Here is a 15,895-nt window from a genome sequence, read left to right on the forward strand (position 1 = left end):
TCGAGAGCCTACGCTTGGCCCATGTCGATGTTCGAAGCCACCGGGGTTGGGTCGCATCCGGGTGAGGATCATTTCGAGGCCCTCCGAGTGGTGTTCGGTGAGTTGCCCGGCCTGCCGTACCTGCCCGAGTTGCCGGGCCGTGGCGTGGGCGCCGACCTGGTGGGGCGGACGGCGGCGCTGCTCGTGGACCTGCCGGTGGAGGTGCAGCCAAGCGGCTGGCGGCTGTCCGACCGGCCCGGGCGCGATCACCAGCGGGCGGTCGACCACCTCAGACGCGATCTCGACGGCCTGGAGGAGGTCGGGCACGACTACGCGGGGCCGCTCAAGCTGCAGGTCTGCGGGCCGTGGACGCTGGCGGGCGCCATCGAGCTCAAGTACGGCGACAAGATGCTCTCCGACGCCGGAGCCGTACGCGACCTGACCGCCTCGCTCGCCCAGGGCGTCGCCGAGCACGTCGCGGAGGTGCGGCGGCGGCTGCCCGGGGTCACCGAGATCGTTCTGCAACTCGACGAGCCCGGCCTGCCCGGCGTGCTCGCGGGCACCGTACCGACCGCCTCGGGCTTCGGGCGGCTGGCCGCTGTGGAGGGCTTTCGGGTGGCGGAGTCGCTGCGCCTGTTCGGCGATCCGATCGTGCACTGCTGCGCGCCGTCGGTGCCGCTCCGCCTCCTCCGTACGGCCGGCGTCCGCGGTGTCTCGGTGGACGCCTCCCTGCTCAGCCGCAGGGACGACGACGCCGTGGGGGAGGCGCTGGAGGCGGGGCTGCTGCTGTTCCTCGGGGTGGTGCCGGGGACCGACACCCGGTTGCCCGACACCGGCGTCGTCGCCAGGCCGGCGGTGGATCTGTGGCGGCGGCTCGGGTTCCCGCCCGACAAGCTGGCCGGGCAGGTCGTACTGACCCCGGCCTGCGGGCTCGCCGGGGCCTCCCCTCGCTACGCGCGGGCCGCCCTGGCCGCCTGCCGCAAGGGCGCCCAGGTGCTGCGCGACGATCCGGCAAGCGGGCTGCAAGCCGGGTGAGTAACCTCGCTTTCATGATTTTTCGCACTGTGGCGGTCGGCGTCACGCTCCTGATCGCGTCCGCGTCGATCGCCGCTCCGGCCGCGGCCGCCGCCAACCCGGAGATCTGGAACTGGGGCTCCATCTACTCCTCCGACAAGGCGGGCAAGGCCAAGGGCAAGGTCGTCCTCGACCGGCCGGGGTTCGTGGTGAACGGCAAGCTCTACGACTTCCCCGGGCGGAGCGGGTGCTCGTGGCTGAAGTTCCGGTGGGTCAAGGACGACGGCGGCAGGGGCGCCAAGACGTTCCGCAATTGCTCGGGGACCAAGCCGCTGCAGTTCTCCTTCCCGACCGGTTACATGCTCTCGATCGAGGGCCGGGTCTGCCGCGGCACCGCCGTGAAGGTCACCGGCAAGTGCTCGGGATGGGACGGCGTCTGGTCCCAGGGCGGCTGACCTCCGCCTCTTGGCGTTGTGTGTCGGTGCTCGGCGATAGCGTTTGCCTAGGGTGTTGAACGGAAGGAGACCCTGGTGAGCGAGCCAAGCGTCGATGGCGTGCCCGTGGCCGCGCGTGAGCGGCACGCCGAGGTGAGCGAGCTGGTGGAGGAAGCCCGCTATCGCTATTACGTGCTCGACCGGCCCACGGTCAGCGACGCTCAGTTCGACGAGTGGTTCAACGAACTGCTCGCGCTGGAGGCGGCGCATCCGGGTCTTCAGACGCCGGACTCGCCGACGCAGAAGGTCGGCGCGCCGGTGGCCGGCGACTTCGCCAAGGTCGACCACCTGGCGCCGATGGAGAGCCTCGACAACGCCTTCGACCCGGCCGGGATGGCCGCCTGGCAGGCGCGGGCCGAGCGGCTGGCCGAGGGCGAGCCCGGCCCGTACCTCTGCGAGCTCAAGATCGACGGGTTGGCCATCGCGCTGGTCTACCGTGACGGGCGATTGGAGCGCGGCGCGACCAGGGGCGATGGCAGGACGGGCGACGATGTGACGCCCAACGTCCGCACCATCGAGGGCGTGCCCCACCGGCTCAAGGGAGCCGACGTCCCCAGCCTGATCGAGGTCCGGGGCGAGGTCTACATGCCGGTCGCGGAGTTCGGGCGGCTCAATGAGCAGCTGGTCGCGCAGGGGATCGCCCCCTTCGCCAACCCGCGCAACGCCTCGGCCGGCTCGCTGCGCCAGAAGGATCCGCGGATCACCGCCCAGCGCCCGATGCGCATGATCGTGCACGGTGTCGGCGTCTGGGAGGGCGCGGCCGAGCCCAAGGCGCAGTCCGAGGTCTACGAGCGGCTGCGCGAGTTCGGTCTGCCGGTCAGTGACCTCTACCAGGTGGTCGGCGGCCCCGCCGAGGTCGACGCCTTCATCGAGCACTACCGCGTGCATCGCCACGACCCGCCCTACGAGATCGACGGCGTGGTGGTCAAGGTCGACGACTTCCGCACCCAGCGCGAGCTCGGCTCCACCTCGCGGGCGCCGCGCTGGGCGATCGCCTTCAAATACCCGCCAGAAGAGGTCAACACCAAGCTGCTCGACATCCAGGTGGGCGTCGGCCGCACCGGCCGCGTCACGCCGTTCGGTGTGATGGAGCCGATCAGCGTCGCCGGTTCCACCGTCGAGCGCGCCACGCTGCACAACGCCGCGGTGGTGGCCGCCAAGGGCGTGCTCATCGGCGACACCGTCGTGCTGCGCAAGGCGGGCGACGTCATCCCCGAGATCCTCAGCCCGGTCACCGACCTGCGTGACGGGTCCGAGCGCCCGTTCGTCATGCCGACCCACTGCCCCGAGTGCGGCACGGAGCTGGCCTACGAGCAGGAGGGCGACGCCGACCTGCGCTGCCCCAACGCCCGTGGCTGCCCCGCGCAGATCCGCGAGCGGTTGTTCTTCGCGGCCAGGCGCAGCGCGTTCGACATCGACGGGCTCGGCTACGTCGCGGCGACCGCGCTCAGCCAGCCGCTGCCGCCGCAGGAACCGGTCGTACGCACGGAGGCCGACCTGTTCGACCTGACGCTCGAACAGCTGATCCCGATCAAGTCCGTGGTTCGCGACAAGGACAGCGGCCTGCCCAAGATCGATCCGAAGACGGGCGAGCAGAAGGTCGTCTCGTTCTTCTCCAACATCAACGGCGAGCCCAGCCAGAACGCCCACAAGCTCATCGAGGAACTGGCCCGGGCCAAGCAGGCGCCGCTGGCCAATGTCCTGGTCGCGCTGTCGATCCGCCATGTCGGGCCGCCCACTGCCCGCGACCTGGCCGTCGCCCTGCGCTCGATCGACGCCGTCATGGCGGCCTCGGAGGAGGAGCTGGCGGCCGTCAAGGGCATCGGGCCGCGGGTGGCCGCCACGATCCGCGCCTGGTTCGAGGTCGACTGGCATCGCGAGATCATCAGCCGATGGCGGGCCGCGGGCGTCCGCATGGAGGACGAGCCCGCTCCCGAGAAAGGGCCGCAGACTCTCGAGGGCCTGACCTTCGTGGTGACGGGCACGCTGCCGGGCTTCACCCGCGACTCCGCCGCCGAGGCGCTCAGCGATCGGGGCGGCAAGGTCGCGAGCTCGGTGTCGAAGAAGACCTCGTTCCTGGTGGCGGGCGACAACGCCGGGTCCAAGTACGACAAGGCGGTCAGCCTGGGCGTGCCGATCCTCGACGGTGCGGGCTTCGGGGTGCTTCTCGCCGAAGGGCCGGAGGCGGCTTCGCGGGTGGCCGTCACTCCCCAGCCGTAGTGGCCGCTACCCCCCAGCCGTAGTGGCTGTCACTTCCCAGCCGTAGATCATATACGCGCTGTTGATGGCGAGTATACTAAGAGTGATTTCAGGGTATATGTCCGAAGGATAAGTGACGGAACGTACGCGGTTGGTTTCGCGAAGTGGGGTAAAGGTCGTACCCTCCCATAGTGACCTAATGGGGGTTCTGTTACTGATGGCTGACCCAACCGACACCCGCGACACAGGGCCACGCGCCGGGACGCCTCTGTGGGCGTTCCTCGTTGGCATCACCGTGATCGGCTTCACCGCGCTGGCCGTGGCCATGCTCAGACTCGACCCGACCGGCCTGGCGGAGCTCGCCCGTACGCCCTTGTTCTGGGTGCTGACCGCGCTCGTGGTGCTGGGCGAGCTCAGGCCCGTCATGGTGTCCTCGGCGACCGCCGTCGGCGGCACGTACCCCTCCACCATGTTCACCTTCGCCGTGCTCCTGCACTTCGGCCTGCCCGTGGCGGTGCTGATGCAGGCGGTGGCCGTGGTGATGAACGGCGTCGTCACCCGCAAGGCGTGGCATCGGGTGATGTTCAACATCGCCCAGTCGACGCTCGCGCTGACCTCCGCCGCCGTGGTGCTCGGCCTGTTCGGCATCGTGCCGAGCCCGGCCGCGCCGTGGGTGCCCACAGGTGCCGACCTGCTGGCGATCTCGCTGGCCGGCATCGCCTACTTCGCGGTCAGGGCCGCGCTGGTGAGTGGCGCGGTCGCGCTGCACGAACGCCGGTCGATCACCCGCGTGCTGAAGGCCAGCCTCGGCCCGCAGAGCCTCGTCTACGTCGCGCTGCTCGGCCTGGCGCCCCTGGTCGTCGTCGTGATGACCCATTCACCCACCCTCGTACCGCTGTTCGTGGCGCCCCTGGCGGCGGTCTACTTCACCGCCACCCTGTCGATGCGCCGCGATCATCAGGCCATGCACGACGAGCTGACCGCCCTGCCCAACCGCAAGATGCTGATCGTGAGCACCGAGGAGGCGCTCGCCGAGGCCCGCCAGCACGAGCGGGTCGGCCTGTTCCTGCTCGACCTCGACCGGTTCAAAGAGGTCAACGACACGATGGGCCACCCGGTCGGTGACCGCCTGCTGCAGATGGTCGCCCACCGCCTCACCCATTCCGTACGCCCCGGCGACGTCGTGGCCCGGCTGGGCGGTGACGAGTTCGCCGTACTGCTGCCCTCCATCAGGGACGCCCACGCGGCCCGCGAGGTGGCCGCCAGGCTGCGCGCGGCGCTCACCGAGCCGGTACGCCTGGAGGGCATGTCGTTCGACCTGGACGGCTCGGTCGGCATCGCGCTCTACCCCGACCACGCGCCCGACTTCGAGCTGCTGCTCCAGCGCGCCGACGTGGCCATGTACCTCGCCAAAGAGGGACGCACCGGCGTCGAGCTCTACCAGCCCGGCAAGGACCGCAACTCGCCCGAACGGCTCAACCTCCTCGGCGACCTGCGGCGGGCCGTGGACAACCGCGAGCTCAGGCTGCACTACCAACCCAAGGTCGGCATGGCCACCGGCGCCGTACACGGCATGGAAGCCCTGCTGCGCTGGCATCACCCGGTGCACGGCCAGATCCCGCCGTCGGAGTTCATCCCGCTGGCCGAGCAGTCCTACCTCATGCGCCAGCTCACCGAATACGTCATCGAGGCGGCCCTGGAGCAGGCCGCTCGCTGGTGGCACAGCGGCCTGCGGGTGCAGGTCTCGGTCAACATCTCCGCCCGCGACCTGCTCGACTCGGCCCTGCCCGAGCAGTTGGAGGCGGGGCTGGCCAAGCTCCGGCTGCCGCCGTCGGCGATCCAGCTGGAGGTCACCGAGCGCATCCTGATGGGCGACCAGGCCTACACGCACGAGACGATCAAGGCGCTGGCCGTGCTCGGCGTGCCACTGTCCCTGGACGACTTCGGCACCGGCTACTCCTCGCTGATCAGGCTGCAGCGCCTGGCGGTGTCGGAGGTCAAGATCGACGCGTCGTTCGTACAGCGCATCGCCGAGTCCGACGACGACTACCGGATCGTGCGCTCCATCGTCGACCTGGTCCGCTCGCTTGGCCTGAGCTCGGTCGCCGAGGGCGTCGAATCCGACGATGTGGCCATCCGGCTCACCGAGATGGGCTGCGACATGGGTCAGGGCTGGCTGTTCCACAAGCCCATGCCGCCCGCCGAGGCCACGGTCTGGCTGCGCGAACACATCGAGACCCAGCCGGAGATCGAGTACGGCTACCGCTCCGGGGTCACCCAGACCGCGTGACGCGGCGCTTCCCCAGGACGCTGAATGGCCAGGTACGCGGTGCCGCCTGTGGCGAGAGTTAATGGTTCTGCCCCGCTCCGTCAAGGCCCCTAGGATGACAGTGTCCCAACTCCATCCACGAAACGGGTTACACGACTCATGTCCGCCATAACCCGCGACGAGGTCGCACACCTGGCCCGGTTGTCCAGGCTGGCCCTCACCGACGACGAACTCGACCACTACGCCACGCAGCTCGATGCCATCATCGAGTCGGTCGCGAAGGTGGCAGAGGTCGCCGCCGAGGACGTTCCGCCTTCGTCGCACGCGCTTCCGCTGACCAATGTCTTCCGCGCCGACGAGGTGCGACAGTCCCTGACGCCCGAGCAAGCGCTGTCCGGCGCGCCGGCCGTCGAGGACGACCGCTTCCGGGTGCCGCGCATCCTTGGGGAGGAGGCATGAGCCTGATCCACAAGAGCGCCGCCGAGCTGGGCGCGCTGATCGCCGGTGGCGAGGTCACGGCCGTCGAGGTGGCCGAGGCGCATCTCGACCGCATGGCCGAGGTCGAGCCCAAGATCAACGCGTTCCTGCACGTCGATCGCGAGACCACCGTCGAGCAGGCCAGGGCCGTCGACGCCCGGCTGGGCGCCGGTGAGCGGCTCGGCCCGCTGGCCGGGGTGCCGATCGCGCACAAGGACATCTTCGCCACCTCCGACATGCCGACGACGGCCGCGTCCAAGATCCTCGAAGGCTGGCGCCCGCCGTACGACGCGACCGTCACGAGCCGCCTGCGCGCGGCCGGGCTGGTCATCCTCGGCAAGACGAACCTCGACGAGTTCGCGATGGGCTCCTCCACGGAGAACTCCGCCTACGGCCCCACGCGCAACCCGTGGGACCTGTCCAGGATCCCCGGCGGGTCGTCCGGTGGTTCCAGCGCCGCCGTCGCCGCGTACGAGGCGCCGCTGTCCACCGGCACCGACACCGGCGGCTCGATCCGGCAGCCCGCGTCCGTGACCGGCATCGTGGGCATGAAGCCCACCTACGGCGGTTCGTCGCGTTACGGCCTGATCGCGTTCGCCAGCTCGCTGGACACGCCGGGCCCGTTCGCCCGCAACGTGCTCGACGCGGCGCTGCTGCACGAGGCGTTCTCCGGGCACGACCCGATGGACTCCACCTCGATCGACGCGCCCGTGCCGTCCGTGGTCGAGGCCGCCCGGCAGGCCGACATCTCCGGCATGCGCATCGGCGTGGTCAAGGAGTTCGGCGGCGACGGCTACCAGCCCGGCGTGCTGGCCCGCTTCCACGAGGCCGTCGAGCTGCTCGAATCGCTCGGCGCCAAGGTCGTCGAGGTCTCCTGCCCGTCGTTCTCGACCGCGCTGCCCGCCTACTACCTGATCGCGCCGTCGGAGTGCTCCTCCAACCTGGCGCGCTTCGACGCCATGCGCTACGGCCTGCGCGTCGGCGACGACGGCACCCGCAGCGCCGAGGAGGTCATGGCGCTGACCAGGGCCGCCGGCTTCGGGCCTGAGGTCAAGCGGCGCATCATGCTCGGCACCTACGCGCTGTCGAGCGGCTACTACGACGCCTACTACGGCCAGGCGCAGAAGGTCCGCACGGTCATCTCGCGCGAGTTCGAGGCCGCCTACCACCAGGTGGACGTGCTGGTGTCGCCGACGACGCCGACGACGGCGTTCCCGATCGGCGAGCGCGCCGACGACCCGATGGCCATGTACCTCGCCGACCTGTGCACCATCCCGTCCAACCTGTCGGGCAACGCGGCCATCTCGGTCCCGTGCGGCCTGGCTGACGAGGACGCGCTGCCGGTCGGCCTGCAGATCATGGCCCCGGTGCTGGGCGACGACCGCTGCTACCGGGTCGGTGCCGCGGTCGAGCAGGCCCTGGAAAGCCGCTGGGGCGGCAGCCTGCTGTCCAAGGCGCCGGCTCTGTAGGGAATTTTGATTTTGTAGGGAGAGGGGACGGCGGCGTGCTCACGCGCATTGAGATCGACGGGTTCAAGTCCTTCCTGGACTTCGAGCTCGCCGTGCCGCCGTTCCTGGCTCTGGTCGGTCCGAATTCGAGTGGTAAGTCCAACCTGCTGGACGCGTTGGGCTTCGCTCGCGCGGCACTTTTGGCACGTGGGCCAGGACTGAGCGCGTCGAACGACCCGCTGCTGGAAGCGCGCCGGGGCAAGCCGCAGGAGCTGTTTCACCGGCCAGTGGGGGCCGATTCCGTCTCCAGGTTCACGATTGGCGTGGAAGCGGACATGCGGCCGTCGGGCGGACGAGAAAAGACCTGTGCCACTGTCACGGCGAGCAGGGATTCTGCCGACTGGTCTCTGGCAGCTGTGCCTGAGCGGACTCTGGACAAGAGCTGGCCGCGAGAAGCAAGCTCGTGGCACTTCCATCTGCCTGATCCAGCGGCCATCCGGAAGCCGGTTACGGCGCTCGACCGCAGGCCGCTGGCGGAGAATGGGGGAAATCTGGCCGCAGTGCTGGGCCGGATGTCCGATACCGGCGAGCTCGACGACCTGATGATCGACCTGGCGGCGCTCGTGCCCGATGTGACCGGTGTCCGTCCTGTGCTCGACGAGCGGCAGGAAGAGTGGTCCTTTGACATTCTCGTGGACCACGAGCCGACGCCGGGCAGGCTGGCGTCAGACGGCACGCTCAGAGTGCTCGCACTGCTCGCGGCACTCTATGACAGGACCTCGTCAGGTCTGCTGATGGTGGAGGAGATCGAAAACGGCCTCCACCCGAGCAGGCTCGGGGAGCTGTTGCAGAGGATCGTGCAGCGTGTCGGTGTCAGCGGGGACTGGGACTCCTGGCGGCAGGTGATCCTCACGAGCCACTCGCCCGTGGCGGTATCGAGCCTGTATCGGACGGCTCCGGAATCACTCGTCTTCCTCGACTCGGCCTGGCGTACCGGAGGCGGTCACCCGCGATCCCGGGTGACCGTGGCCAAGCCGGTCCGTGCGGAGGGCGAGCCGGGCACCTTCGTTTCCCCGCGTCAGGTCCGCTCCTACCTGAGCACAGTGGGGCAGGTCTCATGAGTCGTCCCCTCGTACCAGGGCTGGTCGCGGAGGGAGAGACGGACGAGCACTTCCTCGGCGCGGTCATCTCACGGCAGTTGCGTGCGTTGACGGATCTCTCTCCTCGTCCCGTGGACGTGCAGAGTGTCCAGTACGCGGCCTGCCGGATGACAAAGGACGACAGCCGGATCGGACAGGCTGTCGAGGAACTGGCGGACGATTGCCATTTGATCTTCCTGCACAGTGACCACCGTGAGCGGGGCAAGGCTGACCGCCTGACGACCTACCTCGCGGGCAAGGGGGTCACTCGGCCGCTCATCCCGCTCGTGCCCGTGAAGGAGACAGAGTCCTGGCTGCTCGCCGACGCGGCGGTCTGGGACCGCGTGCCAGGCGCCGACACGAGCCTGGCGCCCCGCAAACCGAAAGACGCCGAGAAAGTGGCCGACCCCAAGGCCGTACTGAAGGCCATGTTGACCGGCATCGCCTACCGCGAGGTGAACGAGTACCTCGCCTTCGCCGGTGATCAGGTCGATCTGGCCGTGCTGGCCAGGCTTCCGGCTTATCGCGAATGGGTGGATGCGACCACTGAGGCGCTGGGGAGCCGTGGATTCCTCTGAGCGCCTGATTGATAGCGTGAAATGCGACGATCTGAACTAAGGACTTCATCATGACTGTCGGTACGCACATGCCGTACGACGAAGCCCTCGCCCGGTTCGAGCCGGTGCTCGGGCTGGAGACGCACGTCGAGCTCGGCACCGCGTCGAAGATGTTCTGCGGGTGCAAGACGACCTTCGGTGCCCCGCCCAACACCCAGGTCTGCCCGACCTGTCTGGCGTTTCCCGGTTCGCTGCCGACGGCCAACGCCGTCGCGATCGAGTCGACGATCCGCATCGGCCTGGCGCTGAACTGCTCGATCGCCGAGTGGTGCAGGTTCGCCCGGAAGAACTACTTCTATCCGGACATGCCGAAGAACTACCAGATCTCCCAGTACGACGAGCCGCTCTGCTTCGACGGCTACCTCGACGTCGAGGTCGACGGGCAGACCGTGCGTGTCGAGATCGAGCGGGTGCACCTGGAGGAGGACACCGGCAAGTCCACCCACGTGGGCGGGGCGACCGGCCGCATCCAGGGCGCCGACTACTCGATCGTCGACTACAACCGCGCCGGCATCCCGCTGGTGGAGATCGTCACCAAGCCGATCGAGGGCACGGACAGCCTGGCGCCCGAGGTGGCCAAGGCGTACGCGACCGAGCTCCGCGAGATCATGCGCTCCCTGGGCGTCTCCGACGTGCGCATGGAGGAGGGCTCGATGCGCTGCGACGTCAACGTCTCGCTCATGCCCCGCGGCTCGTCCGAATGGGGCACCCGTACCGAGACCAAGAACGTCAACTCGCTGCGCAGCGTCGAGCGTTCCGTGCGGAGCGAGATCGAGCGGCAGGCGGCGATCCTCGCCGAGGGCGGCCGGATCCACCAGGAGACCAGGCACTTCCACGAGGACACCGGCGTCACCACGCCCGGCAGGTCCAAGGAGGAGGCGCAGGACTACCGCTACTTCCCCGAGCCCGACCTGGTGCCGATCGCGCCCGACCCGGCATGGGTGGCCACGCTCAAGGACGCGCTGCCCGAGCTGCCGTCGGTCCGGCGCAAGCGGCTGCAGGCCGAGTGGGGGGTCTCCGACCTCGACATGCAGGCCATGCACAACGCTGACGCGTTCGACCTGGTCGAGGCCACGGTCGCGGCGGGCGCGCCGGCCGCCGACGCCCGCAAGTGGTGGATGGGCGAGCTGGCGCGGCGCGCCAACGAGTCCGCTGTGGCCCTGGCGGACCTGCCCATCACGCCCGCGCAGATCGCCCGCGTCACCGAGCTGGTGGCCTCGGGGTCGCTCAACGACAAGCTGGCGCGCGAGGTGCTCGAAGGCGTGCTGGCCGGAGAAGGTACGCCCGACGAGGTGGTCGAGCGGCGCGGGCTGAAGATCGTCAACGACGAGGGTGAGCTGTCGGCGATCGTCGACCAGGTCATCGCGGGCAACGCCGACGCGGCCGAGAAGGTCCGCTCCGGGAAGATCGCCGCGGCAGGTGCGCTGGTGGGCGGCGTGATGAAGGCCAGCCGCGGCAAGGCCGACGCCGCTCGGGCCCGCGAGCTGATCCTGGAGAAGCTGGGCGTCTCCGAGTAGGGCGATCGATTGATCGACTCAGGCCCCGTCACCGAGTGAGGTGGCGGGGCTTCTCTCTGCCGTGGGGCTCCTCCCTGTGGTGGGGGCTGAGGTGGTCGTCACCAGGGCGAGCAGGCGGTCGATGAGGTCTTCGTCGTCGGGGGACTGCTCGCTGGCCCAGCCGATCGCGTTGGCCAGCCGGAGGAGGTCCGTGATGTCCAACCCCTCGGGTGCGGAGCCGGCGCGGTGGGCGTGGTCGAGCAGCGCGGCGCCGGTGGCGGTGATCTCCTCGTGGCAGGCCGCCAGCGCACCGTCGGCGGGCCAGGAGGCCAGCTGCGTCGCCACCAGTCCGCGCATGGCCGTCGCGTGTACGGCCACCGCCCGCAGCCACGCCCTCAACGCCCTGTCCGCCGAGGCCCTGGACTGCGCTGAGGCCCCGGACGGTGTCGATGTCTCGGGAAGCGCAGACGCCTCGGAGAGCAGGGCTTGTCCCCGTGCGCAAAGTGCCGCCACGTCGTCTCTGATCACTGCCACCAGCAGGTCCTGCAGCGTCGGGAAGTGCCGGTAGAGGGTGCCCGGCCCGACCTCGGCCTGTTGCGCCACCTGGTTGAGCGAGGCCTCGGGGCCGTGTTCGGTGAAGACGGCCCTGGCCACTCGTACGATCCGCTCGCGGTTGCGCAGCGCGTCGGCCCGCATCATCAGACGGCTCCTGGTTGCTAAGTGGAGAGGTTCTCCCTATCGTATCGAAGCATATCGAACCGGAGAACTTCTCCGCTAAAGGGAGTTGACCACGTGAAGATCGGAATCGCCGTCGGCGACGTACGCGGTCCCGCGACGCTGGAGGACCTGACCGAGCAGGTCAGGACCGCCGCCGAGCTCGGTTACAGCACCGCCTGGGCAAGCCAGGCGCTCGGCTGGGACGCGCTCACCGCGCTGACCGCCGTGGGCGGGCGGGTGCCGGGCATCCCGCTCGGTACGGCCGTCGTCCCGGTGCCGCAACGCCATCCGCTTGTGCTGGCCGGTCAGGCGCTCAGCGTTCAGGCCGCCACGGGCAACCGCCTCACGCTCGGGATCGGCGCGGGGATCGCGATGATGGTCGAGTCGATGTACGGCCTGCCCGCCGACAAGCCCGTACGGCGGATGCGCGAATACCTGTCCGTGCTGAGACCGCTCCTGCGGGGCGAAAGCGTGGCACACCACGGCGAACTGCTCACCGCCTCGGGCACGGCCGCCGTGCCCGGCGCGCAGCCGCCTCAGGTGCTGCTGGCGGCGATGGGTCCGGCCATGCTGTCCCTGGCGGGAGAGCTCGCCGATGGCGTGGTGACGTGGATGACCGGCCCGCGCACGCTGGCCGGGCACATCGTGCCGTCTGTCACGAAGGCGGCCGAGTCCGCCGGACGCCCCGCACCTCGGGTGATCGCCGGGCTGGTGGTGTGCGTGACGGACGACGAGACCAGGGTGCGCGGGCGCGTCGCGGAGCAGTTCGCGCTGGCGGGTCAGGTGCCGGAATATCGCGCCATGCTCGACCGCGAGGGCGTGGCCGGACCGCAGGACGTGGTCATCGTGGGCGACGAGGCGACCGTGGCCGAGGGGATCGGCAGGCTGGCGGACGCGGGTGTCACGGAGTACCTCGCCGCTCCGTTCGGCACCCCCGAGGAGCAGCACCGCACCATCCAGGCGGTCGCCGCCCTCGCCACGGGGGCCTAGGGCGACCGCCCGGCCGGGGCCAAAGCTACGAAGCGGGAGCGAGACGACGGGCGGCGTAGTCGCCGAACTCCCGGGCGGTTGTCGAGGGTCCGCGTGCGGCCAGCTCCGCGCGGAACGTCCGGAGCAGCCCCATGCCACGGTCGGTGTCCGCCTGGTCCGCGAGCAGGTCGACCACGGTCCGCGCGGTCGCGCACCCTTCATCCATCCGCCCGCGTCGAAGTTGGGCCGTGGCCACCCGGCCGAGCCATGTCGCCCGGTCGCGCGGGTAGCGATCCCCGCATGAGGTGGCCGCGGCGACCAGCTCGCGCTCGCTGCCCGCGTAGTCCCCCAGGTCGTACAGCGCGCTGCCGAGCTGCGCCGTGATACGCGCCTCGTCCAGCCAGTACGCCCACGGTGGGGAGTCCCCCGGCACCGCGCGGTTGAGCAAGGCATCGGCCCGGGTGAGCGCGGCCCGCGCGGTCACCGGGTCGTCGATCTTCGCGTACGCCCGGCCGACCCGGGCCCAGGTCATCGCCTGCACGACCTCCGGAATCCGGGCCGCCTCCGCCGCGGCGGTGTCCATGAGCTTGGTCGCGTCGGTGAGGCGTCCGGTCGCGTACGCCTGGATGCCCATGAATCCGACGATGTTCACGCCGAGTGCCCGGTCACCGATCGCAGACGCGGAGCGGAGCGCGGCGAGGTAGTACGCCTGGGCGGCGGCATGCTGGCCCGAGTCGAACGCGGCCCACCCGGCGAGGCGGGCTATCTCCGCGGTCGTGCCGTACAGGCCACGGCCGACGTCCGCCGAGTAGGTGCCGTTCTTCAGCAGCTCGGTGACGAACCGGAAGTCGGCGTGCAGCGCGTCGAGCAGCACCGCTCCGCCGTGCTCATCGTCCATCCGCCGACGGGCGGCGATGAGCTGTTGAAGCTCGGCGACGAGGGCGGCGCCGACGTGGCGACCGCGTTGCTGAGCGGCGATCCAGGGCTCGGGGTTGATCCGCCATTCGTAGACGGGGAGCAGCAGTTCGGCCCCGGTGAGGATGAGGAACTCTCGGCGATCCACGAGCGCCCCTTTCGCGACGTCGTCGAGTGCGTTGACCGTGCCTTGCTGATCCCATGTCTCTGTTGCGGTGACGGTCTTGCGGGTGGTGCCCAGTCCTTTGCCGCGTAGCAGTGCGGCCAAGGTCTCCTGAGACCACCCGCGCTGTTGTCTGGCGTCGGCGAGCCGATTGGAGCGAGATCGGCCATGAGACCGTTCCTAACCAGTGAACATGAGTTGCACTGGCGCGCCCCGAACGGTGTTGGGCGCGCTGGTTGCCCGCGTTCTGGCCGTATCCGGGCCCGGCGCATCGTGTGCGTGGTCCGGTGTGCGGTGGCGGGTTTCCTCACGCCCGGCGGCACACGGTTCGGCCTGGACGGTCCGATGCCCCATACGATCGCTCTGGTCGTGCGGGGGCGGTGTCGTCCGTCGCCGGATCGGGTGCTGCTGGGCGCGTCGTGCGATGGCCACGGCGGCGGCGTCGTGGCGGCTGGTTGGGCGCTTGGGGTTGGTCAGGGGGTGCTGCCAGTGCTGGGCTCCCCACCGGGAGGTGTAGGCGGGATCCACTGCGATGACGCTGATACCGGCCGCCTGGGCCATGGAGGTGAGGCGGGCTTTCAGCTTGCCGGTCGGCATGCCGGAGATGAGCCGCCGGAACCGCTTGTTGCGGCCGTGTTTCTCGCGGGTCTTCTCTGCGGCGAAGTCGAGGTCTTCCACCGCGATGGCGCGCAACCCGCACTTCCGGGCCCAGTGCAGCAGACGGGTCAGGGCGTGCCGGACCTGAGCGTCGCGGTGCCCGGCGGTGCCGGTCAGGTCGTAGCCGAAGTGACGTGGGTTGCCGATCGGATTGCCGTGCACGTCCAGCCGCCAGGCGGCCAGGTGATCGGCGTTGGTATCCACTCCGATCACCCCGCTGGCCAGCGCCGCCCGCAGTGGGATGATCGCGGTCGTTTGATGCTGCCAGGAGGCGGTCAGATACCAGCGGCCGCTGTCTCGTCGGCTACGGGCCACGCCCGGCTGGATGTCCAGGTGGATGCGGTAGGCGACGGCCCGGTCGGCGTCGATGCGGTCGGCCCACTCCTGGCCGCGGTGCGCGAAACGCACCCGCGCCGACAGGACGTAGCGGCCGTGGGCGGCGTTGGCCAGATGAGCCAGCGGCGCCGGGAGCTTGATGCTTACCTGGCCGTCGGGGGTGAGGCGGATGGTTTCGTTGCCGTAGCGCTTGCCCGCCTCGCCATCGGCCTGCAGGAACCACCGCTCGGCCTGCCACCGCTCCCGCCACTGTTCTTCGCTGAGCTGGGCGGCGGCTAGGTGGTGACGGGCGCGGGCCAGCCGCGTGCCACCCCGAACCACTCGCACCCGCCCGGCCTCGTAGTCGGTCCGTTCCCGCTCCAGTCGGTCGCTCAGCACGTGCAAGCGGCGCTTCTTGGCGTGCCACTCCTGCCTGCTGCGGTAGCCGCCCGGCACCTTCTTGGAGCCTTTGGCGCCGATCGGCTGAGCCAGCCGGTGCGCGATCGCTGTGATGCCCGCCTCGAGCGAGAGGATGTGGGCCGCCTGGCAGCGGCGGGCCAGCGCCCACTGATCATGGGAGGCCTTGGTGATCGCCCCCGCCCAGCGTGACGACGACTCAAGCGTCAGCTCCCGCTTGCGGTCCGCCCACGCCTGAGCGGAATGCTCCAGCCCCGCACGACAACGCACCGCCAGATCCCGCGACGCCAGCACACCCAGATGCGCACCCACCCGGCGCAACACCTGCTCATCGCGCGCCGTCAAACCCTTGAGCCGGTCACGGACAGCCACCCCGCACGGCCCCGCAGCCACAAACGATGCCCGAATCGGCCGCAACCGCTCAGCCATGCCCCGCCCCAAGCGCCAAACAAGCCAACAAACCCACCAGCCGGCGACCACAACGGTGACCACGGTGGCGACCGCACCACGAGGTCGGCACATCCACGCCATCACTCCACCGATACACCCGGATCACCCCGCAACCCACTCCGGATCTTCACTGACAGTGACCGTTACGCTACCAGAAGTT

13 protein-coding genes are annotated in these 15,895 nt (G+C 69.9%); 10 read left to right on the forward strand and 3 right to left on the reverse strand.

Features of this window, described 5'->3' with window-relative positions; genetic code table 11:
* Positions 1-21: 21 nt before the first annotated feature.
* The 9 genes from AB0J16_RS15955 to gatB all read left to right on the forward strand — a co-directional run bounded on the left by AB0J16_RS15955 (position 22) and on the right by gatB (position 11,153).
* Positions 22-1,014 carry a methionine synthase gene (locus AB0J16_RS15955; protein WP_358539332.1) on the forward strand — a complete coding sequence of 331 codons (993 nt, stop codon included), beginning with the start codon at positions 22-24 and terminating at the stop codon, positions 1,012-1,014.
* 14 nt (positions 1,015-1,028) lie between these two features.
* Entirely contained in the window at positions 1,029-1,448 is a 420-nt protein-coding gene (locus tag AB0J16_RS15960) for a hypothetical protein (RefSeq protein ID WP_358539335.1), read from the forward strand.
* Positions 1,449-1,523: 75 nt separating this feature from the next.
* Positions 1,524-3,707, forward strand: a complete 2,184-nt coding sequence (gene ligA / locus AB0J16_RS15965) for an NAD-dependent DNA ligase LigA (protein WP_358539337.1) — start codon at positions 1,524-1,526, stop codon at positions 3,705-3,707.
* A gap of 196 nt (positions 3,708-3,903) precedes the next feature.
* Positions 3,904-5,976, forward strand: a complete 2,073-nt coding sequence (locus AB0J16_RS15970) for an EAL domain-containing protein (RefSeq protein WP_358539340.1) — start codon at positions 3,904-3,906, stop codon at positions 5,974-5,976.
* 138 nt (positions 5,977-6,114) lie between these two features.
* The gene (gene gatC / locus AB0J16_RS15975) at positions 6,115-6,414 is read left to right on the forward strand and encodes an Asp-tRNA(Asn)/Glu-tRNA(Gln) amidotransferase subunit GatC (RefSeq protein ID WP_101787882.1); all 300 of its coding nucleotides are present in this window, start codon (positions 6,115-6,117) and stop codon (positions 6,412-6,414) included.
* Positions 6,411-7,901, forward strand: a complete 1,491-nt coding sequence (gene gatA, locus AB0J16_RS15980; protein WP_358539342.1) for an Asp-tRNA(Asn)/Glu-tRNA(Gln) amidotransferase subunit GatA — start codon at positions 6,411-6,413, stop codon at positions 7,899-7,901. The genes gatC and gatA overlap by 4 nt, the downstream gene beginning before the upstream one ends.
* A 92-nt stretch (positions 7,902-7,993) precedes the next feature.
* Complete coding sequence (locus tag AB0J16_RS15985; RefSeq protein WP_358539344.1) at positions 7,994-9,001, forward strand: ATP-binding protein; 1,008 nt, start codon at positions 7,994-7,996, stop codon at positions 8,999-9,001.
* On the forward strand, positions 8,998-9,597 hold the full coding sequence (locus tag AB0J16_RS15990) for a DUF4276 family protein (RefSeq protein ID WP_358539347.1): 600 nt from the start codon (positions 8,998-9,000) through the stop codon (positions 9,595-9,597). Before AB0J16_RS15985 ends, AB0J16_RS15990 begins: the two co-directional genes overlap by 4 nt.
* A gap of 50 nt (positions 9,598-9,647) precedes the next feature.
* Positions 9,648-11,153, forward strand: coding sequence for an Asp-tRNA(Asn)/Glu-tRNA(Gln) amidotransferase subunit GatB (gatB, locus tag AB0J16_RS15995; RefSeq protein ID WP_358539349.1), 1,506 nt, complete (start codon positions 9,648-9,650; stop codon positions 11,151-11,153).
* Between the two features lie 18 nt (positions 11,154-11,171).
* On the opposite strand, the gene AB0J16_RS16000 is transcribed toward gatB, so the two are convergent.
* Positions 11,172-11,831 (reverse strand): TetR/AcrR family transcriptional regulator, encoded by a 660-nt coding sequence (locus tag AB0J16_RS16000; RefSeq protein WP_358539351.1) that lies wholly within the window; start codon positions 11,829-11,831, stop codon positions 11,172-11,174.
* A gap of 93 nt (positions 11,832-11,924) precedes the next feature.
* On the opposite strand from AB0J16_RS16000, the gene AB0J16_RS16005 reads away from it, so the two are divergent.
* The gene (locus AB0J16_RS16005; RefSeq protein WP_358539353.1) at positions 11,925-12,839 is read left to right on the forward strand and encodes a TIGR03564 family F420-dependent LLM class oxidoreductase; all 915 of its coding nucleotides are present in this window, start codon (positions 11,925-11,927) and stop codon (positions 12,837-12,839) included.
* A 25-nt stretch (positions 12,840-12,864) separates the two neighbouring features.
* Here the strand turns inward: AB0J16_RS16005 and AB0J16_RS16010 are convergent, their stop codons facing one another.
* Complete coding sequence (locus tag AB0J16_RS16010) at positions 12,865-14,001, reverse strand: hypothetical protein (RefSeq protein WP_358539356.1); 1,137 nt, start codon at positions 13,999-14,001, stop codon at positions 12,865-12,867.
* A gap of 75 nt (positions 14,002-14,076) precedes the next feature.
* Positions 14,077-15,657 (reverse strand): IS200/IS605 family accessory protein TnpB-related protein, encoded by a 1,581-nt coding sequence (locus AB0J16_RS16015; RefSeq protein WP_358539361.1) that lies wholly within the window; start codon positions 15,655-15,657, stop codon positions 14,077-14,079.
* Positions 15,658-15,895: the final 238 nt, after the last annotated feature.

This window comes from Nonomuraea sp. NPDC049750 (assembly GCF_040659625.1).
GTDB lineage: Bacteria > Actinomycetota > Actinomycetes > Streptosporangiales > Streptosporangiaceae > Nonomuraea.

What these genes read in the sequence shown, in the direction of transcription:
- AB0J16_RS15955 (WP_358539332.1), top strand. Translation starts at nt 22, where the DNA reads ATGTCGATGTTCGAAGCCACCGGGGTTGGGTCGCATCCGGGTGAGGAT.
- AB0J16_RS15960 (WP_358539335.1), top strand. Translation starts at nt 1,029, where the DNA reads ATGATTTTTCGCACTGTGGCGGTCGGCGTCACGCTCCTGATCGCGTCC.
- AB0J16_RS15970 (WP_358539340.1), top strand. Translation starts at nt 3,904, where the DNA reads ATGGCTGACCCAACCGACACCCGCGACACAGGGCCACGCGCCGGGACG.
- gatC (WP_101787882.1), top strand. Translation starts at nt 6,115, where the DNA reads ATGTCCGCCATAACCCGCGACGAGGTCGCACACCTGGCCCGGTTGTCC.
- gatA (WP_358539342.1), top strand. Translation starts at nt 6,411, where the DNA reads ATGAGCCTGATCCACAAGAGCGCCGCCGAGCTGGGCGCGCTGATCGCC.
- AB0J16_RS15990 (WP_358539347.1), top strand. Translation starts at nt 8,998, where the DNA reads ATGAGTCGTCCCCTCGTACCAGGGCTGGTCGCGGAGGGAGAGACGGAC.
- gatB (WP_358539349.1), top strand. Translation starts at nt 9,648, where the DNA reads ATGACTGTCGGTACGCACATGCCGTACGACGAAGCCCTCGCCCGGTTC.
- AB0J16_RS16000 (WP_358539351.1), bottom strand. Translation starts at nt 11,831, where the DNA reads ATGATGCGGGCCGACGCGCTGCGCAACCGCGAGCGGATCGTACGAGTG.